Source organism: Pandoraea anapnoica (assembly GCF_902459765.1).
GTDB classification, from domain to species: domain Bacteria; phylum Pseudomonadota; class Gammaproteobacteria; order Burkholderiales; family Burkholderiaceae; genus Pandoraea; species Pandoraea anapnoica.
Genome location: NZ_CABPSP010000022.1, coordinates 16,246 through 37,561 on the forward strand (window position 1 = coordinate 16,246; position 21,316 = coordinate 37,561).

Annotated in this window: 12 protein-coding genes and 1 pseudogene; 8 read left to right on the plus strand and 5 right to left on the minus strand. The window is 59.4% G+C overall.

Going from position 1 to position 21,316, the window contains the following annotated elements:
- The first annotated feature begins 528 nt into the window (after positions 1 to 528).
- Positions 529 to 789, plus strand: a complete 261-nt coding sequence (locus tag PAN31117_RS27620) for an NADPH-dependent FMN reductase (RefSeq protein ID WP_246185894.1) — start codon at positions 529 to 531, stop codon at positions 787 to 789.
- 509 nt (positions 790 to 1,298) lie between these two features.
- On the opposite strand, the gene PAN31117_RS26035 is transcribed toward PAN31117_RS27620, so the two are convergent.
- Complete coding sequence (locus tag PAN31117_RS26035) at positions 1,299 to 2,414, minus strand: hypothetical protein (RefSeq protein WP_150740748.1); 1,116 nt, start codon at positions 2,412 to 2,414, stop codon at positions 1,299 to 1,301.
- Between the two features lie 391 nt (positions 2,415 to 2,805).
- Here PAN31117_RS26035 and PAN31117_RS26040 point away from each other — a divergent pair, with 391 nt between their 5' ends.
- Positions 2,806 to 3,138: a helix-turn-helix transcriptional regulator gene (locus PAN31117_RS26040; RefSeq protein WP_150740749.1), complete on the plus strand. Its 333-nt coding sequence runs from the start codon at positions 2,806 to 2,808 to the stop codon at positions 3,136 to 3,138.
- 552 nt (positions 3,139 to 3,690) lie between these two features.
- On the opposite strand, the gene PAN31117_RS26045 is transcribed toward PAN31117_RS26040, so the two are convergent.
- From PAN31117_RS26045 to PAN31117_RS26060, 4 genes are all read right to left on the minus strand, one after another.
- On the minus strand, positions 3,691 to 4,155 hold the full coding sequence (locus tag PAN31117_RS26045) for a DUF2269 family protein (protein ID WP_150740750.1): 465 nt from the start codon (positions 4,153 to 4,155) through the stop codon (positions 3,691 to 3,693).
- A gap of 5 nt (positions 4,156 to 4,160) precedes the next feature.
- Entirely contained in the window at positions 4,161 to 5,405 is a 1,245-nt protein-coding gene (locus tag PAN31117_RS26050) for an SDR family oxidoreductase (RefSeq protein WP_150740751.1), read from the minus strand.
- A 5-nt stretch (positions 5,406 to 5,410) separates the two neighbouring features.
- Complete coding sequence (locus PAN31117_RS26055) at positions 5,411 to 5,701, minus strand: hypothetical protein (RefSeq protein WP_246189263.1); 291 nt, start codon at positions 5,699 to 5,701, stop codon at positions 5,411 to 5,413.
- Positions 5,702 to 5,838: 137 nt separating this feature from the next.
- The gene (locus PAN31117_RS26060) at positions 5,839 to 6,366 is read right to left on the minus strand and encodes a GbsR/MarR family transcriptional regulator (RefSeq protein WP_150740753.1); all 528 of its coding nucleotides are present in this window, start codon (positions 6,364 to 6,366) and stop codon (positions 5,839 to 5,841) included.
- Positions 6,367 to 6,778: 412 nt separating this feature from the next.
- Between PAN31117_RS26060 and PAN31117_RS26065 the strand changes: the two genes are divergently transcribed.
- The 6 genes and pseudogenes from PAN31117_RS26065 (at position 6,779) to PAN31117_RS26090 (ending at position 21,139) form a co-directional block, all read left to right on the plus strand.
- Positions 6,779 to 7,609 (plus strand): hypothetical protein, encoded by an 831-nt coding sequence (locus tag PAN31117_RS26065; protein ID WP_150740754.1) that lies wholly within the window; start codon positions 6,779 to 6,781, stop codon positions 7,607 to 7,609.
- Positions 7,610 to 7,904: 295 nt separating this feature from the next.
- Positions 7,905 to 8,987 carry a hypothetical protein gene (locus tag PAN31117_RS26070; protein ID WP_150740755.1) on the plus strand — a complete coding sequence of 361 codons (1,083 nt, stop codon included), beginning with the start codon at positions 7,905 to 7,907 and terminating at the stop codon, positions 8,985 to 8,987.
- 474 nt (positions 8,988 to 9,461) lie between these two features.
- Entirely contained in the window at positions 9,462 to 9,923 is a 462-nt protein-coding gene (locus tag PAN31117_RS26075; RefSeq protein ID WP_150740756.1) for a hypothetical protein, read from the plus strand.
- Between the two features lie 773 nt (positions 9,924 to 10,696).
- Positions 10,697 to 16,711, plus strand: a complete 6,015-nt coding sequence (locus tag PAN31117_RS26080) for an alpha-2-macroglobulin family protein (RefSeq protein ID WP_150740757.1) — start codon at positions 10,697 to 10,699, stop codon at positions 16,709 to 16,711.
- 152 nt (positions 16,712 to 16,863) lie between these two features.
- Positions 16,864 to 19,112: pseudogene (gene pbpC, locus PAN31117_RS26085) on the plus strand (penicillin-binding protein 1C).
- An 848-nt stretch (positions 19,113 to 19,960) separates the two neighbouring features.
- Complete coding sequence (locus PAN31117_RS26090; protein ID WP_150740758.1) at positions 19,961 to 21,139, plus strand: hypothetical protein; 1,179 nt, start codon at positions 19,961 to 19,963, stop codon at positions 21,137 to 21,139.
- Positions 21,140 to 21,316: the final 177 nt, after the last annotated feature.

Consider the following 21,316-nt stretch of genomic DNA (forward strand, 5'->3'; position numbering starts at 1 on the left):
GTTGGGATGTGCGAAGAGTCGCATTTATGCTACCAGTCTCCATTGCGAACCTAAGCTTTGCTGTTGAATCACTGCGCTATCGTTCGGCTGCCAGCACTTCCAGCTTTTCATTTGTACGCGTGCTCCATATTCTGAATCCGACCGAGTTGTGTTCTTGTCTGAGGGGGCTCAGACCGCAACCGGTCGTGTCATGTCTCCTCTGTTTTGGGTTTGGGATGTCGTCTACGCATGGACGACATCCCTATTTTTTTCCGATTATTATCGAGTTGGATCGCCCCGATATTCGTGGTGACTCACCTTGCGCCCCCTGAAATCGAGCGCGTTGTAATACATCACACATGTGCCTCCGCGTTTGCCCATGCTTGACTCGCGCGGTGACCGTTCCCGACCCCAAAGCGTCCAATCGCGACGCCGCAATCCTTGTCGGATGGCCCTCAGTCAGTCGTATTCCGATTCGATGCATTATGACGGGCGACGCACCCCCTAAATCCGGCAGTGGTCGGGCAGGTCTCCTCCCAGGAAAAACAGATGAAGCTCTTGGCGATTTCTGGTAGCGCCCGCCGCGAATCCGTCAACACGGCGTTGCTAATAGCATTGAAGGTCGCGGCGCCTAAGGGTGTTGACGTATCTGTGTTCCATCGCCTTGATACCCTGCCTATCTTCTCTCCCGACCTGGAAGGGCCGCGAACGCCGGTCGAAGTTCTGGAATTTCTTGAGCTCGTGTCTGGCTGCCAGGGAACCCTTATCGCCAGCCCCGAGTACGTTCGAGCCATTCCGGGGGGGGCTTAAGAATGCCATTGATTGGATGGTCTCTCGATTCGAGGTCATGGGGAAACCCATCGCGTTAGCGCATGCATCTCATCGCGGTGAGGACATGCTCGACTCGCTTCGGCTTGTGCTATTCACTGTAAGCGATGGATTTATTGGCGATATTTTCCTGCGCGTCCCGTTGATTGGTAAGACGTAATTTGAAATCAAAACTATGCTGCAATTGCCCGAGTGGCAGTCGGAGATAAGTGCATTCCTGTCAGCTTTCGCAACTGCAGTCCACACACGAAAGACCCATGTGAGAGGCTGATGCTCTCCCTTGGTCGCTTCGCAACGGCGCGCAGGTATGCGATAGGTCAGGATTGGCCCTTTGGAGTTTCAATTGGAGTGGGCGTCCGACAAGACTAACCTCGGTGAATGTGACGCCTTGCGTGCCGGCGGTTTCTAGAGGCAATGCCGTGCGGACCGCCAACTGCGTGTCGAGGGGGGGCATCCCAATGCGGAGCCTTTGCGGGCTGTGGTCTAGTCCATCACCGCCCATGCCATGTTTCCCACAGGTCGCGCCAGAATGCGTTAGTGTTGCGACGTGCTCGCCAGCGCAGATCTGGCAACGCAACGCCAAGCCACTGTGCCGCGGCATCGATGCGGCGCTCGCCGAATCGCTCGGGCGCGTCGAATAGATCGAGGTAGGCCTGACGGTAGTGACCGACCATCGTGGCGTCGTCATAGTAAGTTTCCATCCACTTACGTGATGCCGCGCCGATTTCCGCGCGCAACGCTGCGTCCGTCAGTAACTCGACTAGCGGAGCCTCTGCTGCTTCAAGTGGAACGTCGACCCAGGGTAGTTCGCACGCCCCTGTGAGTCGCCGCAATTGCGATTGCACACGATTATCGAGATGTCCCAACGTTGGCTTCCCTTGCGATAGCGATTCAAGCCCAGAGAGGTGATAGTTGCCGGTCACGCATTCGTCGAGTGCAATGGCTGCACGCTGCTTGAGCCGTAGGCAGTCATCGTGTGGCGTGCCGGTGATAAGCCTGACTTCACACAGGCCCCGGCGTTCAAGCTTTCGCAGCAGCCGTAACGTCTGCGGCGCGCCTTTCGTCTCCCATCGCTTGCGCCAGCCGGACGAACGGCCGCTCGGAGAGAACACGACCATCGGGCTTCCCGTCTCGCCCGCGCACTCCGGATGCGGCAAATAAAGCGCGTTGTCTATTGGCACGATGTTGGGGACCACGCGGGCGAAGGGGTAGAAGCGCTCCGGTCCTTGCGCAATCACTAGTTGTGGCAGCGGGTCGTTGACGATTTGCTCGCGCATCACAGCGTCGTCGCGAGACCAGAGTTCGGGAGCGGAGTGAAACTGTCGGATCAGTTTTTTGTCGCCGAAGCGTTTCGGCAGGTCAGCGCCGAACGTTGTTTCCATCGGAAAAACCTGATGGATGTGGATGACGTCTGCAGCTGCAATGGCGTCCAGCGCCTCTTCGCGCTGACGTTGCCAGTCGAGATCGACGGCGAACGTGCGCGACGCATACGCCGCAGCGTTGTAGACAATGTGCCGCGCCGCAATGTCGGTGTGCCGGTTCAATGCGGCGACAATGTTGCCCGGGCTACCCGCGACGGGCGTGTGGGAGAGGTGGACGACCTTCATGCGGAGGGAGTTTAGCCCGACGCACGGCAAATGAGTTTAGGTGGAGCGTCGGGCCAGTTTACGCCGCGTTACAGCTGTAACGCCTCCACGTCAGCATTTCGTCAGTGGCGGGGCGGTGCGCGATCGCCGTCAAAGGTTGCCGTGGCGCGAAATGCTTGGGTAATATTCGATCTGAGCGAGGTCCCTTCACTCCAGTCGAAAGCATTATCGACTGAAAAATTTGGTCGTCTTCATTGGCGCAAACGGGTTGGGCGCCTAGCTTCGGTTTCTGTCGGAAAGGAGGAGTGGGGTGGAGTCGAGGATCAAAATGGGGGGGGCAGTGCATAAACTACATTGGCAGATATGCTCGCAGCGTCGTTAAGCATCCGCCCAACTGACACCCTCACAGCTCATGAATGCGAAACAACAGGACGCCGCCGGCGCTCACCAACTGTCCCCTATTTCGCTTGCCTTGGGAAGGCGAATCAAGCAATGTAGGCACCTGGCGGAGAAAACACAGGAAGCTTTGGCGTTTGAGGCACGTGTAGATCGTACCTATATCTCCGCAATCGAGCGTGGCGTGGCGAACCCGTCGATTGAGACAATCGCGAACGTGTGCCACGTGTTGGGTATGACGCTCGCTGAATTGTTCGGGCCCCTCGGTAACGTATCCCTAGCTGCTACTGGTCTGCGTCGCAGGAATGCTGCGACTCCACCAAGAATCAAGCGTCAGCGTTTGCGCTAACGATTTTGTCGGTCAAGCAACCTGACACCCGCAAAGGATCGCTATGGGCAGGCAACGCACCCGACTGGCAACCCGCTGCCATGTGCTTTTCGCCCGGGCCGACCGCCCATCCCCTGTCGGTTGTCGGGGAAAGGTTATTTCTCAGGCTGATCGAAGAGCACGATGAGTTGGCCTCGTCGTTCGACGGCACTACTACGATACTAGGTCGTAGTAGTACCGCTATCCCATGCATCTCGAGGCCTTATAGAAGGCGAATGGCTGCTGGTTCGAACCGCTATCAATGGCTCGGAATTGTCTTCTGGCTGGGACGCCACGCCTTGCCCCACTGGATGCGACATACTCGTGCGCTGGCCCGTGGTGCTGGCCGGGCGGCCGTTTTCGATAGCCTACTGCACGCGTCGGTCGTCCCTCCCAGGACCTATCTACAAAGCGAGGAAGTTAAACGTTTTCTCCAGATTATTCAGGCCTTCGCCGCCCGGTAGTTACGCCGTGGGCCGGGCGCTAACCCTCAGCGTACAGTATCCGCTTTCTGCGCCAGACTGAGCACGCAACCTACTGAGGTTTCAGCACCATCAGGAAATATATGATGACCATTGCGGCAAACGCAGGGTAGCCCAGAAGCTCCCAGCGGCGAGCATAATGCCAGTAGTGCGCGGGAAGCGTAGATTTCTTCTCATCAGCCGATGCGGCTATGCGGCTCATCCGGATCTGGATCCAGACAACTGGAAGCCAGCAGGCGGCAGCCAGCGCGTATAGTCCCGCGGATGCGACGAGCCATGCAGAATTCAACGGATACCCAGCGAGATGCAGCATATAGGCACCTGAGAGGGGCTGGATGATCACGGTGGGCGTGGTGAACCACCAGTCTGCTCGCACGACCAGGCGAGACACGACGGCGATGGTCTCGACGGAGCCGGATCGATTTGCGAAGAAGAGATAGAACGCAGAGCCAAGTCCTGTGCCAACCATCAGCACTGAGGAGAGGATGTGGATGACTTTGACGACAAGGTATTCCATGGGCGTTACTCGGTCAAGAGAATGAACAGGATGGCAAGGATTGGTATGTTCTTTAGTAGCGGACCGAAAGGGTGAGTGAGGAAGCGCGGCATGGCGACCGCGATAATGATGGAATATCCGAGTACCAGCGCGCCTTGTATTGCCCATAGGGCCCGGCTCGGCCTTGCGAGGCAGGCGATCCCCATGCTCAGGTCAAGCAGCGCAGCTCCATACAGTGCGATTTTGGCCATCTCCCCCGTAAGTCCCACCTCGTTCAGGAGTCCGAGGCTCTCACTTGTCGGATACACGCACAGACTAATGAATGCTGTCAAGATCCACACGACCGCTAACGCTCCACGCAACAATGGGAGCCGCCATGCGGCATGGGCGCGGTGCCGAAGAAGCTCCGCTTCGTCCGGGGCGATGAAGTCATCTATTGCCAATGGTGCGCGGTCTAGCAGGGCGCTCAAGTGCTTCGTGTCGCCGACATTGCCTTGCCGAAGCATGCGCAAGGTTTCCGGGGTGAGCTTGGCCCCCGGAATCAGGGTGCCGATTTTCGCGGCAAGTGCCATCAGTGGTGCAGGAATTGTCAGCCATCGCGGCGGCGGCAAGTGCATTCCCTGCCGATAGCAGTCGAGCATATCTTTGTAGTTGATTCGACTTGCCCCTACGCATTCGATACGCTGCCTTGGCGGCGTTGCCGGACTAATTGCGCTTTCAACTGCTTCGGTAAGGTCGTCAATGTGGATAGGCCGGTACTCCACCCCCACGAGTGCTGGCACCGGAATCACCGGGAGGCTGGCTAGGGCTCTGAACATCGACGCGGATACGCCATTCTGTCCATAGACCAGAGACGGGTATAGGATCTGCCATTCCACAGGCAATCGCATCAAAACCTCATCCGCTGCGCGTTTGCTGCGGAAGTAGGCAGTATCGCCGGTGTCGGCGCCCAGTGATGATATCTGGATGATTCGCTGGACGCCTGCTTTGGCGCAAGCCTCGAACAGCGCGGTCGGTGCGCGAAAATGCACATCTTCGAAACGGGCCGCGTGGCTCTCCGTAATGATGCCAACAGCATTGATGACGATATCGATGCCCCGAACCCGCGGCAGCCAACCCTCAACGGCGGTGTCGACACGGAAGTCGATGGCAACATCATTGCTGAATACCGGCACGCGTACTCCCCTTACCACCTCGTGGCCAGCACGGGTCAGTCGCTCACAGATCGCGCGGCCAATGAAGCCTGATGCACCGCAGACAAGGATCTTCATGAGAATCAAGCCTTGATTACCGGCTGGGACGGGATCGGGATGCTCTTCATGATGGCCCCTGCCATCGCACTAACCGAGACCACAATCCCTGCGGTCGCCATCAGGAGCGCGCGGCGGGCGATTTCGCCCAGCGTGATTGTCGCGTTGCTATTGCCGAACGCCAGAGCAAGTAGTAGCGGTCCGGCAATGAGCATGATGGTCGTTGCGCGGACCCAGAAGGCTGCGCGATTCTCGGTACCGCACAGATCTCCCAGCAACCGTAGCGTTACCCCCTTCAGGTACAGGCTAACAAGCAAACCAAGCGCCAATGGAACTGCGCTCTGAGCGACAAGTCCTGGGGTTTCCATAATCCCCTAAATTTACAGTTGTTTCTGTAAATGCAGAAATAACTTCTTAAAAAGAAGCGGGCGATCGCCCGCAACAGTGGCGCGCATCAGGCGCGTTTGCGTATAGCCCTACTAAGCTTAGCTGTGACGCCGAGTGTTTTCATCAACGTCTCGGGCCTGATGCGCAGCATTTCATCAGCAAGCGTGCTCATGATTTCAATGAATTTCAATGTTTCCTCGATACGTTGGTGGGTGCCGGGATCTTCGGCCGCAATCGCCGGGTTATCGAGACACTCTCGCAGGGCGACGGCTGTCGGCGCAATTTCCCGCTGGCGGCGACCAGCTACAATCAGCTTGAATAGTTCCCAAACGTCAGTTGACGTTTCGAAGTGGTCGCGGCGATCGCCCTTCATACGGACCACCTTGACCAGGTTCCACGACTGCAACTCCTTCAGGCTGTTGCTCACGTTGGAGCGGGCCACCCCTAGTGTTTCTGTAATCTCCTCGGCGTCCATGGGACGTGCCGCCAAATATAGCAAGGCGTGGACTTGGGCCACAGTTCGGTTCACCCCCCACCTCGAGCCCATCTCGCCCCAGTGAAGCACGAATCTCTCGGCAATCGGTTTCAGTTCCATGCAGGGTAGTCTATATATTCCTTAATTTCTGTCAAGACGGAAATTTCGATGTGCTGAGACCTGGGGAGTGGACGAACCTATGGGGCTGAGAGACCCGCGAAGCGATGTGCGAGGTGGGCTGCAGATACCACCCCTGCATCTTGGGGGGGGGGGGGCTTGGTGTGCAATATTCTCCGTTTTCTGAAGTGCAGTTCTTGAGGCTTTTCGTATTCCTGCCCCTCGTGTCGCGCCATTGTCAGCGGTATGCGTTATAGATATGAGTTCTCGTCGTAAGCTCGGGCTTGCTAAGGGCTCGATTTGTGACATTGCGTCGAAGGCGTCCTCTTTCGAGGCTCTGCATATTCAATCAGCAAACGGGGACATCAGGCGAGGCATAGTCGGCCATTGATGAGTCCCCTACTCTCGCTTTGATATGGTTAAACAACCGGCTTCCCTGGCGGTTGCGGCTTGGTTCATGATTGCTATGGGCACTTTTTCGCTCGTCAGAATGCCGCAGACGTTGTTGCACCCATCAGCCTTTGACGCCGAATTCCTCCGTCATCTGCGATTTCCCAGTTGGGCCTCTTGGGGAGCCGATATCGTCGGCGCGATTTCTCAACTGATTATTGGATGGGCGCTCTTGACCGGCAGGGCGTGGGCGCGAAAGACGTTCGTCGCGACTACCAGCCTCGGTTTCGCCACGGACCTGATCGATATGTCGCTCCCTATGTGGGGGATGCTGGTCCCGCAAATGCTAGTGGCCACATTGCTCGCCGCCGTTCTCTATCAGCCCTCCGTGACCGCATATTTCGCCTCTAAGGATAGTCTGACTCAGGATACTTTCAGCGGACATTTCCTACGAAAAATGTTAGCAGTTGGCCTCTTCATCATATCGGGATTCTGCTTTTCGTTAGTGATGCTCAGTCAACAACTCGCCTACATCTCCCAAACCATCGTGTGGGGAAAGTTCCTGGTCGGGGTCGCAGGGCTTCTTGCCCTATCTGGAGCCGCGACGGCCTTGGGGGCGGTTGTTTGTGGAGTCAACGCCGGTGCCCGATCCGCAGGCATAGCCGTAATTGCGACTGTCGGAAGTGTGACGTACGTCGGAATTTCGTTGGCAGTAATGCAGTGCTCATCTGGGGTCTGGGCGGCGACGTTGCGCCAACGGTTTCCTTTGGCGGTAGCCATGAACCACTTCTGGCCCGCTACCGCTGTTCTGATTCCATATCTGCTGTTCGGCGTATGGCTTGTCCGCCGCAACTGAAGAGGAGCCTGCCGCCATCGGCGCTTGGTACCTATCATCAAGAAGGTCGATTTTTTGGGAAATTCCCATACGTTTCTTGGCTCGGGGGGGGGGCAGTATGCCGTGCGTCGCCGGTTCATGTGCTTGATTCGAAGCACAGTTCATTTTTAGGCAACGGTATGGAGATGACGCCACGGCACAAGGTCGACGCAGCGCGACAAAAGTCATTTGAATCGTCGGCGAGAGAAGTTGGTGAGTCCTACGCCGTCTTGCGCCTCGTCGGTTCGTCGAGATTGCTTATTTTTCAGAATATCTAATGTCAAAGATTGTCAAGGCAAGTGAATTTCCTGGGGGATATCTGACAGGCATGGGGCGAGGCGGCTCAATTTCGAATTCTCCGTGCTCATTCTTCCTCCCATGCAGGGGATCCGACGTGGGCAATTCATCGATAAATTCAGATGTTGCTGTTGTCTGCTTGCAAGGCGCTTCAATAAGAAGAGTGGGTGGAAATCACGGAAACGATGATTCCAATATTAAGGTAATTTGCTGTGCGAGAGAAAAGGATCTGATTTTCATGGGGTCTTGCCATAGAGATCAATTTGATTCAAGTGGTGGCACGATTTCATACGCCAAACTACGGGGTGGGGAACTCTCTTGTAATGTGAAGATTGAATCGCCTGGCGTGCTTGAAGATCTGATTGATTTCACCCAATCTGTGTACGATGAAGTCAATGGTGAAGTATATTTCGGTGTTTATTCTTCAGATTTTGCGGGGTATGTGGTTGTTGATGTGGGGTCGAGGAAGTTCAGAAGGATGATTGACTTGTCTGGGAGTGTTTGCAGCGTAATAGACATGCCGCCCGCCGTCACTAAGGATAGGAAGATCTATCTCCCGGATGGTGATGTGTTTTCTACAAATATTATTTGTTTCGATGGTTGTGCTGGTTCGTTAATTTCCTCGATTTCTTTGGGGGAAATGAATGGATATGGGCATATAGTTGCTGGTATTGCTGTAGATAACGATAGCGATATGATCTACGTGCTATCAAATTACGATAAGCCAAATGGTTTGTCGCACAAAAATTATTTGCATCGGATTGACTCGAAGAGCAATGCTTACATAGGCTGGGTCTGTGTTCGCGATGACCGTAACTACTGTGCGAGTCCGGTACTTGATCGGAGGCGCAGAATTATGTACTGCGGCTTTGGTGAAAGTGGAGTTATTGGCATTGATGTCGCGTCGGGCAGCGTAGTTAACACGATTTCTCTCCCGGAGGATCAGATTGTCGCCGACCTTCACTACAATGATCTCAATAACTGCCTCGTCGCGACGACTAGGGACGGGGCCGGGTCCAATAAAGTTGGCATCTACATGATTTATGATCCCGATGTGAGGTAAGAGTGATTGGGTTCTGATTCGATGAGGTGGGAATTTGTAAGGTGAGCGTCGGAGAATGCTTGTTAGCTACATGGAAATTCCGGGATCTCCTGGTGCTGTTCATGAGTTTTTTCAAGCCCAATTATGTCCCTTCATGAAATCAAGTTCGGGCGATCCTTACGATAATCAGGTACTAGGGACGAGATTTAGTGGATCAGAATAAGGCAATGATTGCGCCGGCAGTCGCATGTCTGGTTGGTTCTTGAGCGTTACGCGGATTCGAGATTGAGGCGGTGAGATGGGCCACGTGAGCGCAAGAGGTTTGGCATCGACGACGACGTACGGTGATGTCTGCGGGGTTGATTCGGATGACCGATATACCGTTGCTCGACACGATCGTCGCCGGACCGTGGTGGTGAGTTCTGCGTCGAGCGGTGATGAGATTGCAAGCATGCGCGCGGGTCACCACCCCGTAGATGCTCAGGAGAACCTTAAATGATTCGCAGCAGACGCGCCCCTCGGGGCAAGAGGGGCTGCAAGCTCCTGGTGGTTGTGGCAATGACAATGGCAATGGCTGTTGCGAGCTACGCCAAAGGAGTGCCGGAGAAGAATTGGGTTGACCGGCCTTTGTCGCCAGATGAGCAAGCAGCGGTGCAGGGGTGCGTTGTCGCGCTGTATCCCGAAGGGGAGCCTGGTGTAACGCCGGAGGCTCGCGCAACGATCTCTGCTTGCGCCAAGCGTACTCAAGAGCGGATGGATGGATACGAGTTGTACGTCCTGCATGTGGCGAAGTTGGGGCGGATACCCACAAATTCGGACGGGCTGCGAACTTTCGCGGTCGAGGCCTGCGCAACCGGCCTCACGATGCGTGCAAGGCCCGATGACATGGCCGCGATCTTCCAGTGCGGCGAAGACGTTGAGCACCGATACCCAGAGTTCTGGGAAAAGTTGCACTGATGACTGTGGCTACGCGGGGTCCGCGGCGTCGTGTGAGGTCGGGAGTATTCCTATTTGCTGTGACCTTGGCGGTAGCTCTTTTTACGGCGTCGTTCGGGTGCTACGCCAAGGGAGGACATCACGCCGGCGGGCATCATGGAGGCGGGAGCGGCTGGTCACATGCGAATGCTCTGCATCGAAGTAGCCGACCCCATCCTTCGAATGAGGAGGTGTCGAGCCGACGCACTTGGACTTGGTATTGGGCGGGAGGTGACAGCCTCTTTGATGAGGAAATTTGCGCCCTGTTTTTGCTGATGGTGATTGTTGCACTGGTGGTCCGTCTTAGGGCGTGGATCATTTGCAGGATGTCAGCCCTCTCAGCTGGGACGCGGATCGAAGAGGGAAGGGGGAATAGCAAATCCCACCGGCCAGACTGACCGCGATTGTTGTACGCAGGGATGTGGGCGGAGGATGGATGTGACAAAGGGAGTTGCAAAGACTATCGCACATGGCGTTTACTCCATAAACCAGTCCCCTTATGAAGGGCAGGGCGCTGGTGTTTCGCCTCTCCGTCATACCAAGAAATGACCAAACTGGTTGTCGTCATGGAGCCTTTGGGTATTTGCGTGAGACGCGGTGCCGATAGAGGTTTTGTGATTCTAGCGTCCGTTTTTGTGAGACTTGCTTGGTGGCGTGCTTTCAAACGAATTTCGCGATGACAAAACGCGGAGTCTTGGAGGATCGGCTATTTTGATTGAGTTGCAGTTCCAGCGGCCCAGATTGACTTTCAATACATGATTCGAAAAATCTCCGCATCGATCCTTGCGTTTGCAGGTTCGTTCATATTTTCTGCATCTTCGAACGCCGCCAGCATTGTCGGTGTGAGCCCGCAGGGCGAAGTCGCGAGTGTGAATCAGGTCGTCGTCAAATTCGACGAAGCGATGGTGCCCGCAGGCGATCCCCGGGCGACAGCGCCCGCTGCGGTGCGGTGTACGGATGCGTCGCTGACCGGCGACGGCCACTGGCTCGAACCCAAGATCTGGGTCTTCGACTTCAAGAGCGACTTGCCACCGGGTGCGAAGTGTTCAGTCGAGATGCGCAGCGGCCTGTCCGCCGTCTCGGGCACGGCACTCTCCGGCACCACGAAATACGCCTTCAACACGGGCGGCCCAGCCGTCTCGTCCATCCGTCCGTCGTACGGTCCTATCGACGAAAACCAGATTTTCATTCTCACCCTCAACGGGGCGGCAACGCCTGCCAGTGTGCGTCAGAACGCCTGGTGCGAAACCGAAGGCGTGGGCGAGCGTATCGGCGTGAAGTGGATCGAGGGCGACACGCGCACGGCGTTGCTCAAGCGCTTCAATCTCGACAAGCAGTCGGCGCGCGTCGTCATGTTGCAATGCAATCGCACGCTTGCGGCCGGTGCGAAGATGCATCTGGTCTGGGGGGCGGGGATTGCCACGCCGTCCGGGGTGCCGACCAAACAGGCGCGCCGTTTCGAATACGACGTGCGTGAGCCGTTCACGGCGAGCTTCAGTTGCGAGCGCGAGAATGCCAATGCGCCGTGCACGCCGTTGCGTCCGCTTCGTCTGACGTTCAATTCACCCGTAGCGCGTGACATGGCCGCGAAGATTCGCGTGCAGGGGGCAGGGGCCGAGCGGTCGCCGAAGGCCAGCGATTCAGACCGCTCGTCGAGCGTGACGGATGTCACCTTCGATGCGCCGTTCCCGGAGAAGGCGGAACTCACGATCACGCTGCCGAAAGGCTTTACGGACGACAGTGGCCGCGCGCTCGACAACGCGAACGAATTTCCGTTGAAGACGAAGACGGCAACGATGCCGCCGCTGGCCAAGTTTGCTGCGGCGCCCTTCGGCATCGTGGAGCGATTCGCCGAGCCGGGCATGCCGCCGATGTTGCCGGTGACGTTGCGCAAGGTCGAGCCGGCGCTGCAAATCAACGGTCTCGGCGTCGCGGGCGAAGCGGCGAAGGCTGCGGGCGCTGGTGAAGCCGGACGGACGTTGCAATTGCGTGTCGACGATGACGCCGAGGTGCTGACGTGGATGTCGCGCGTGCGTCGCTTCGACGAGACAACGATGACGCGCAAGCAGATCGCGCAGGAAATGCCGTCGATCCTGACGGTACCGGCGGCGAAGGAAGCGTTCGGACCCAACGCGGCGGCCATCGTCGAAGAGAAGGTCACGCGATACGACACTCGCAGTCTGTCCCTGCTCTCGGGGCTGCAGGGTGTTCAGGCCCTGACGCTGCCCGTGCCGAAGGAGAAGGATCCCAGGCCGTTCGAAGTCGTCGGTATTCCGTTCCAGAAGCCCGGTTTCTATGTCGTGGAACTGGCGTCTCCCTCCCTCGGGGCGGCACTGCTCGGCAAGTCGTTGCCGATGTACGTGCGCACCACGGTGCTGGTGACCAATCTGGGCGTGCACTTCAAGATGGGCCGCGAGAATGCGGTCGCATGGGTCACGACGCTCGACAAGGGACAGCCGGTCGCCAATGCAAAGGTGCGCGTGCTCGACTGTGACGGCAGCGAAGTCGCGACGGCCGTCACCGACAAGACGGGCGTCGCGAAGATCGACAAGGCCCTCGAACGTTACAGGTACTGCCAGAAGACCGGCCGCTCGGGTTACTTCGTGGTGGCTCGCACGCAGGGCAACGATCCGGACATGGCGTTCGTGTCGTCCGATTGGGATCGTGGCATCGAGCCGTGGCGTTTCCACGTACCGACCGACGGTGGCAACAGCCCGACCGTGCGCGCGCAGACGGTGTTCGATCGCATGCTGTTCCGTGTGGGCGAGACGGTGTCGATGAAGCACTTCATCCGTCAGGAGACGATGCAGGGGCTGGCATTACCGGCGAGCCTGCCGTCGCAAATGACGATCACGCACGAGGGTTCCGGACAGACCTACACACAACCTCTCACGTGGCGTAACGGACGGCTCGCCGAAAACACGTTCCAGATTCCGCAGGGCGCGAAGCTGGGCGAATACGCGGTGACGCTGAACTACACGGACAACGATTCGCGGCCGAAGACCTATCCGCAGTCGCTCGACGCCGGGCATTTCCGCGTGGAGGCATTCCGCCTGCCGGTGCTGGCCGGATCGATCGGCGTGCGCGATGCCGTGAAGTCACCGCTGATCAACAAGACCGAAGCGACGGTAAATGTGCAGGCGAACTACGTCGCGGGAGGTCCGGCGGGCAATTTGCCAGTGCGCGTGTCGGCATTGATGCGCGTGCGCGATCTCACGTTCGACGGGTACGACGACTACAGCTTCACGCCCTATCGCCCGCCGTCTGCCCAAGCGGGGGGCGATGATGACGATCAGGGTAACGACGAAAGTTCGGGATCGAGCGACCAGAAGCTGGTGGCCGACAAGCAACGGCTCGTGCTCGACCGCAATGGGGCGGGCACGCTGACGCTCAAGGATCTGCCGAAGGTCGACCGTCCGAGCGATCTGGTGCTCGAAGCGAGCTTCGCCGACCCGAACGGCGAGATTCAGACGCTTCGCGGTAACGCCACCTTGTGGCCGGCCAATCTGATCACCGGCGTGCGCAGCGAAAGCTGGGTGTCGGTGACCAACAAGCTGCCGGTCAAGGCGCTGGCGCTGGATTTGCAGGGCAAGCCGAAGTCCGGCGTGGCGATGGAGGTACGCGCGGAGGCGCGTATCACCACGAGCAGCCGTAAGCGGATGGTGGGCGGCTTCTATGCCTACGACAACCGCACCGAGGTCAAGGATCTCGGCAAGGTGTGCAGCGGCAAGACGGATGAGCGTGGCGAGTTGTCGTGCGACGTATCGCTTTCTCAGTCGGGCGAGATCACGCTGGTCGCGCAGGCGAAGGACGACAAGGGCAACCTGAGTACGTCGACGACCGGTGTGTGGGTCACGGGCCGGGGCGAAGTCTGGTTCGGCGGTGACAACACCGACCGGATGGACGTGCTGCCGGAGCGTCGCGCTTACGAGCCGGGAGAGACGGCCAAGTTGCAGGTGCGCATGCCGTTCCGTTCGGCAACGGCGCTGGTGGCCATCGAACGCGAAGGTGTGATGGAGACGCGCACGGTGGAGATTTCGGGCAAGGATCCGAACATCTCCCTGAAGGTCGATCCGAAGTGGGGGCCGAACGTCTACGTCTCGGTGCTCGCGGTACGTGGGCGCATCCACGAAGTGCCCTGGTACTCCTTCTTCCAGTGGGGGTGGAAACAGCCCCTGGAGTGGTTCCGCGCGTTCTGGTACGAGGGCCGTGAATATCAGGCCCCGACCGGTCTGGTCGATCTGGGCAAGCCGGCGTACCGGTTCGGTCTGACCGAGTTGCGTGTGGGGACGGCGGGCCAGCGCCTTGCCGTGGAAGTGAAACCTGACGCGGCGACCTATCCTGTGCGTGGTCACGCGAAGGTCCGCATCAAGGTCACACAGCCGGACGGCAAGCCCGTCGCTGCAGGGTCCGAGGTCGCGGTCGCCGCAGTGGACGAAGCCCTGCTCGAACTCGCACCCAACACAAGCTGGAATCTGCTCGATGCCATGTGGCAGCGTCGCAGCTACACCGTCACGACGGCGACGGCGCAAATGGAGATCATTGGTCGTCGTCACTACGGGCGCAAGGCGGTGCCTGCCGGTGGCGGCGGGGGTAAGAGTCCGACGCGGGAGCTCTTCGACACGCTGTTGCTGTGGCAGCCGCGCGTGGTGCTCGACGACAAGGGCGAGGCGACGGTCGACGTGCCGCTCAACGATTCGCTGTCGAGTTTCCGGATCGTGGCAGTGGCGGATGACGGCAAGCCCGGCACGCAGGCGCTCGGCTGGTTCGGTACCGGCTCGGCGACGATCCGCTCGACGCAGGATCTGCAACTGGTCTCGGGATTGCCGCCGCTCGTTCGCGAAGGCGACAACTACCGAGCCCAGTTCACCGTGCGTAATACGACGCAGCACGCCATGCAGGTGCAACTGACCGCGCGTGCAACGCAACTCACGCTCGCACCGCAACGCATCGACGTGCCGGCCGGGGAGTCGCGTGAGGTGACGTGGGAAGTCACTGCACCGACGGGGCTGGCCGACACGCGTGCGCAGCGGGTGCTGTGGGAGGTCAGTGCGCAGGCACCGGCAGCAGGCGGTGCGCCTGCCGCGAGTGACGCCATCAAGGTCGGGCAGGACATTCAGCCGTCTCTGCCGGCGACGGTACAGCAGTCGGTGCTCACGCAGGTCGAAGGCAGCCTCACGTTGCCGATGGTGCCGCCTGCGGGGGCGGTGGCGGACAGCACGGGCAAGCTGCGGGGTGGCGTGCGCGTCAACATGCAGCCACGCCTGTCGCAGGGGCTGCCGGGGGTGAAGCGCTGGTTCGAGCTATATCCGTATGCGTGTCTGGAGCAGCAGGCGTCCAAGGCGCTCGGCTTGCGCGATGTTGCGCAGTGGAAGCGCGTGATGGGCACGTTGCCGTCGTATCTCGACGAAGATGGCCTCGCGAGCTACTTCCCGCCGCAGGAGGGTTTCGCCAATCAGGGCAGCGATACGCTGACGGCCTATCTGCTCGCGATGAGCAATGAAGCGAAGGCGCTGGACCCCGCCTACGGTTTGCCTGACGACGCGCTCGCTCGCATGGAGGACGGACTGACGGCCTTCGTGGAAGGCCGCCTCACGCGCCGCTTCTGGGCACCACGCGACGACCTGACGCTACGCAAGCTCAGTGCGATCGAAGCGCTCTCGCGCTACGGTCGCGCCAACGCCCGCATGCTCGGTTCGTTGACGATTGCCCCGAACGACTGGCCGACGTCGGCCGTGATCGACTGGTACGCAATCCTGCAACGTCTGCCCGATGCGCCGCAACGGGCAGAGCGCATGGCGCAGGCCGAGCAGATTTTGCGGGCGCGCCTGTCGTATCAGGGCACGCGGGTGGGCTTTTCGACGCAGGGCACCGACGGCCTTTGGTGGCTCATGGTCGGTCCGGAGACCAACGCGGCGCGGCTCGCGTTGCTGATGAACGCGAACCCGGCATGGAAGGACGATATGCCACGTCTCGTGATCGGCTTGCTGGGTCTTCAGTCGCGCGGTGCGTGGTCGACAACGACGGCCAACGTCTGGGGCGGACTGGCGGTGGACCGCTTCTCGGCGCGCTTCGAACGCGATACGCCGACGGGGCAGACCACGGTCCAGTGGCAGCGCGACAACCAGACGAGCGGCGGGGTGCAGAGCGTCGACTGGGACAAGCTCAAGGCAGGCACCGTCCCGCCGACCGTATCGCTGCCGTGGCTGAGCAACGCGGCCGCCGGCACCGACAACGCGCGCGATGTGTTGCGACTTGAGCAGTCCGGTGCGGGCAAACCGTGGGCGACGATTCAGAGTGTCGCGGCGGTTCCGCTCAAAGCGCCGTTTGCGGCGGGTTATCGCGTCACGCGCAGCGTTCAGGTGCAGGATGCGGCGGACAAATCCGGCGACAGCTTCGTGCGGGGTGCCGTGTTGCGCGTGCGACTCGATATCGATGCGCAGGCCGACATGCGCTGGGTCGTGGTGAGCGATCCGCTGCCGGGCGGGGCGACGGTACTGGGCGGTGGGCTCGAACGCGACTCGGTCATTGCGACGCAAGGCGAGAAGAGCGAAGGCGCGATGCCCGCGTTCGAAGAGCGCGCGCAGGACGCCTATCGCGCGTACTACGACTATCTGCCGAAGGGGCAGCATCGCATCGAGTACACCGTGCGGCTGAACAACGTCGGTAAGTTCGCCACGCCGCCCACGCGCGTCGAAGCGATGTACGAACCGGCGATGTATGGCGAGACGCCGAACGCGCCGGTGCAGGTGGTGCCGGCGAAGCAATGATGACGGGGAAAGTGTGCTGGCCTTGCTGCGCCGCGGATAAATCTGAGGCGCCTACAAGGAGGGAGGGATACCGAGAAAGGAACGAAATGGGTGCGGCGACTCCAACGGTTGTATGGAGTACCCGTTGGGCTCGTTCTTTGCTGGTGACTTTGATGTGGGTCGGGAGTATCTCACTGGCGCACGCAGTGCCATCGTTTGACGAGGTGCGTCAGGACTGGCGTGCGTCGGACTGGATTCTGCTCGACCGCCATGGCGAGCCGTTGCAACGTCTGCGGGCTGACATGCAGGCGCAGCGCGGCGACTGGGTCACGCTTGCCGATGTCTCACCGGCATTTCGTCAGGCGTTGATCGTCTCGGAGGACAAGCGCTTCTACGAGCACAGTGGCGTCGACTGGCGCGGCGTGGCCGCTGCTGCCTGGGGCAATCTCTGGCATTCGCGCACGCGGGGTGCGTCGACACTCACGATGCAATTGGCGGGGCTGCTGGACGACGATCTGCGCCCCAGCGCACGCAATCGTTCCGTGACGCAAAAGATCGGTCAGGCAGCGACGGCCATGTGGCTGGAACAGCGCTGGCGCAAGGATCAGATTCTCGAGGCGTATCTGAACCTCGTGCCGTTTCGCGGCGAACTCGTAGGCATTTCCGCCGTCTCGCAAACGCTCTTCGGCAAGTTGCCCATCGGTCTGGATGCCCGCGAGTCGGCACTGGCGGTTGCGTTATTGCGCGCACCCAACGCGGCGGCGGCGCGTGTCTCGCAACGCGCGTGCGGCATGCTTCGCGACATGGGGCAGGCGTCGGAATGCAACGGTCTCGAGGGCTACGCGCAACTCGTATTCTCTCGACCGGCCAGCGTGATGACGACGCGCGACGCTGTCAATCTCGCACCGCATTTCGCCCGTCGTGTCTTCGGCGAAAGCCGTCCACCTGCGGGGACCCGTATCACCAGCACGCTGGACGTGAATCTCCAGCGCATGGCCGTGACGACGCTGCAGCAGACGTTGCGGGAGTTGGGCACGCCGGGGCGCTCTCGCAACGTGCAGGACGGCGCGATCGTCGTGATCGACAATGCGAGCGGCGACATCCTGGCATGGGTCGGATCGTCGGGCCCGCTGTCGTCGGCTGCGCAGGTGGACAGTGTGATGTCTGCGCGTCAGGCAGGTTCGACGCTCAAGCCGTTCCTCTACGCACAGGCGATTGCCGAGCAGCGATTGACGGCGGCGTCGCTACTCGACGATTCCCCGATCGATCTGCCCACGGGGGGCGGTCTGTACATTCCCCAGAACTACGATCGGCATTTCAAGGGTTGGGTCAGTGCGCGCACGGCGCTAGGGTCGTCGCTGAATGTGCCCGCCGTGCGCACGCTCGTGATGGTCACGCCGCGCCGCGCCGCTTCGCGCAGACACTCGTCGCGCTGGGGCTACCCCTCACGCAAAGCGGCGACTACTACGGCTTCAGCCTTGCGCTCGGCAGTGCGGACGTGACGTTGCTGTCGCTCGCGAACGCCTATCGCGCGCTCGCCAATGGTGGCGTCGCCAGTGGCGTGAACGAGCGGATGCCACCGCCGCTTCAAAACGCAAACGCGCGCGTCGCTGGGCAATCAAAGGGCGCCACGCGCAACGCACAGCGCACGACCGTGTTCTCGCCGCAGGTGAGTTTCATCGTGTCGGACATGATCGCGGACCGCCAGGCGCGCACGCGCACATTCGGCCTCGACAGCCCGCTCTCGACGCGTTACTGGACGGCGGTGAAAACCGGGACGAGCAAGGACATGCGCGACAACTGGGCGGTCGGCTATTCGCGTCGCTACACGGTCGGCGTGTGGGTCGGCAACGCCGACGGTGCGCCGATGTGGGACGTCTCCGGCGTGTCGGGCGCCGCGCCGATCTGGCACCGTGTCATGGACTATCTGCATCGTCGCACGGCGAGTCTGCCGCCTCCGGCACCGCCGGGTCTGGAGCATGTCGCGGTGCAGTACGCCGAGCACGTAGAACCCTTACGCGAGGAATGGTTTTTGCCCGGCACGTCGCAGAGCACGATTGCACTGTCCGCACTGGCGACCAAAGCGCCAAGCGGACCGCTGTGGCGCATCGCGGGACCGACCGACGGGACCATCGTGGCGCTGGATCCCGACATCCCGCCTGCCAATCAGCGGTTGTGGTTCCAGGTGGCTGCGGCGTGGCCCAAGGGCGCGGCATGGCGGCTCGACGGCAAACCGCTGGCGGGCACGGCTCGGGTCGGATGGTTGCCGTGGCCCGGACGTCACGTACTTGCGTTGGTTGACGCACGGGGGGAAGTGCAGGACGAGGTGCGATTCGAAGTGAGAGGCGCTACAGAAAAGGACGGCGAGAATATGCGCAGTAAGTGGCGAACTGGAACTGAGCCAAATCGGAGAGTTCAATGAGGACGCGGCGATTGGGGACCTGGAAAGATCGGGCATCCACGCTCGCATTGGGGGGCACCGCTGTCAAGTTCATGCGGCGCATGTGGATGAAGAAATAGGGGGCGCATTGACTGGGCGATATGACTGGAACCCGATGCCTCATCTTTTGGACATTAAGTGCCCGCGATGTGGTCGACTTGCCGAGTTCGAGTTTGCGGAGGTCCGCGAAATCGTGCGGCGGCGCGATATCGACTTCTTTCAACGAAGTGATCTGTTTGAGTACCGCAAGTTTCAAAAAACAATCGGCCAATCGTGGCACGGGGCACTCTACCACCAAGGGCTTCACGGTAACCCCGAAAGCTCGATAAAAAACTTGCCAACAGGCTATAAAGCATCAGAATGGTCGCATCCGAAATGCTTTCGAGATCGGCGCGGCGAGGGTGAGGGTGCAATCGCCTGTGCTCAATGTCACCTCAGGAGGAAGCACCTCCTGTTGTGGCCAAACGATGCGTATTTCTCTATTCACTACCGGGCGCACACGCTTTGGGCATTCAATGTGGACTCTGCAATAGAGTTGTTGGACTTCCTTTCAGCAAAAGAGCGTGATCAAGACAGATACAGGTGGAGAGGATTTCTCACGCATGTCCCCACCGTTTTCAAGACGAAGAAGGCGCGTGAGGTGGTGTGTAGGAGGCTGTCGCGACTCCTCGATGGTTGCTTCGGGGAGCGCTAACTATTTGTCGCATTGGCCGACGCCTTCCGGAATGAGTGCAGCCCCTCGTCCTGGGGGGCAAGCCGGAGCCCCATAAAACTCCGTTATTCCGCGGTCTTGAACTCCATTGGCATGGGGGCGCGAATAGGGGGCGACAATGGCACAAAAATTCTCATCTTCTCAAACGATCATTATGTTCATCCGCGTCTTCTTCGCTTGTATTGCCACCGCGTCGTCAGCCCTCGTGGTTGCGGCCCCATCAGCACCTATCGCAGTGAAGACGATCACGTACAAGGGCTCGCTGCAAGGCTCGTTGCCATACGCCCAATCCGGTGATACCAGGCGTGACGCTCGCATCAACAATCTCATCTTCCTCGACATGGTCGAGGGGCCGGCCCCAGCCAGGTATTCCGACGAAATAATACTGACGAAGGATGCGGACGGCACCTCGCAAGGTAGCTCTGAATTCGGCTTCTCGGTGTTTCGCAACGACGATCGAATCTTGGCGCTCGAAGTCGAAGCCGAGGGCTGCGGTGCCTATTGCGAGCATTACGGGAGGCAGTACAACTTCGATGCAACCACAGGGCGGGTGATCTTCGCGTCCGACATATTCACACCGTCAGGCGGCGCGAAGCTCCTACAGAAGAACTCAACGAAACGCACGCTTGAGTACAGGAGAGCCATCGAGAGTCTAAACAAGACCGCAGTCGCCAACCGCAAGCTGAAAGGCGTCGCGACACCTTGGCCGAAGCCTCGCCAAAACAACAGACAGGACGATGAAGAGGAGCGCATTGCGTCAACCATCGGCATGTATGAGAGCTGCCTAGAGTCAATTCCAGATTATGGAAAATACTACAAATTGGCCGATGCAACTCTAAAAATAGAAGGTGAGTCCATCACCTTTCTGTATGAGCGCTGCAGCAACCACGCGATGCGTGCGTTGGACGATGTCGGCAACCAGAAGGTCACTTACAAAATCGCTGATCTCGCGCCGTATTTTACTGCTTACGGCAAGTACCTACTAATGAGTGGCCCGAAGGTTGCGCCACAAGTCGATCCGTATGGACAGATTTTGCAAGGCCGTGTGGGGAAGGCCGCCATCACACTGTATTTGTCCCGGCGCTACAACGACGACTCGCTGGACGGCAGCTACTTCTATGACAAGTACCGCACGCCTATCTCGCTGAGCGGAAAGGTGATTGGCAACGTCGTAGAGTTGAGCGAATTCGACAGCGGCGATACGCCCAAACCGCTGATTCGAGCCGAGGTCAAAGGTGACGAGTTAGAGGGCCAATGGCTCGGCAAGAAGTCCCTCGACTTTTGGGCTGCGCCTTGACGTACCTTGAGCTGGGTTGCCAACCAGTAGCTTGCTGAACGGGGCGCGAACAGCCTATTGTGGGGTAGACGCACATGTGCGTGCCACCGGTCAGCGGCAGATTTCATCGATTGTTCTGCCCGGACATGTTCTTACAATCCTTTCGACGAATACTTAGGTCGTCAGTCTCGGAACCCA

Excerpts from the sequence above, each read along its gene's own strand:
- PAN31117_RS27620 (WP_246185894.1), top strand. The coding sequence starts at position 529 with ATGAAGCTCTTGGCGATTTCTGGTAGCGCCCGCCGCGAATCCGTCAAC.
- PAN31117_RS26035 (WP_150740748.1), bottom strand. The coding sequence starts at position 2,414 with ATGAAGGTCGTCCACCTCTCCCACACGCCCGTCGCGGGTAGCCCGGGC.
- PAN31117_RS26040 (WP_150740749.1), top strand. The coding sequence starts at position 2,806 with ATGAATGCGAAACAACAGGACGCCGCCGGCGCTCACCAACTGTCCCCT.
- PAN31117_RS26045 (WP_150740750.1), bottom strand. The coding sequence starts at position 4,155 with ATGGAATACCTTGTCGTCAAAGTCATCCACATCCTCTCCTCAGTGCTG.
- PAN31117_RS26050 (WP_150740751.1), bottom strand. The coding sequence starts at position 5,405 with ATGAAGATCCTTGTCTGCGGTGCATCAGGCTTCATTGGCCGCGCGATC.
- PAN31117_RS26060 (WP_150740753.1), bottom strand. The coding sequence starts at position 6,366 with ATGGAACTGAAACCGATTGCCGAGAGATTCGTGCTTCACTGGGGCGAG.
- PAN31117_RS26065 (WP_150740754.1), top strand. The coding sequence starts at position 6,779 with ATGGTTAAACAACCGGCTTCCCTGGCGGTTGCGGCTTGGTTCATGATT.
- PAN31117_RS26070 (WP_150740755.1), top strand. The coding sequence starts at position 7,905 with ATGTCAAAGATTGTCAAGGCAAGTGAATTTCCTGGGGGATATCTGACA.
- PAN31117_RS26075 (WP_150740756.1), top strand. The coding sequence starts at position 9,462 with ATGATTCGCAGCAGACGCGCCCCTCGGGGCAAGAGGGGCTGCAAGCTC.
- PAN31117_RS26080 (WP_150740757.1), top strand. The coding sequence starts at position 10,697 with ATGATTCGAAAAATCTCCGCATCGATCCTTGCGTTTGCAGGTTCGTTC.
- PAN31117_RS26090 (WP_150740758.1), top strand. The coding sequence starts at position 19,961 with ATGGCACAAAAATTCTCATCTTCTCAAACGATCATTATGTTCATCCGC.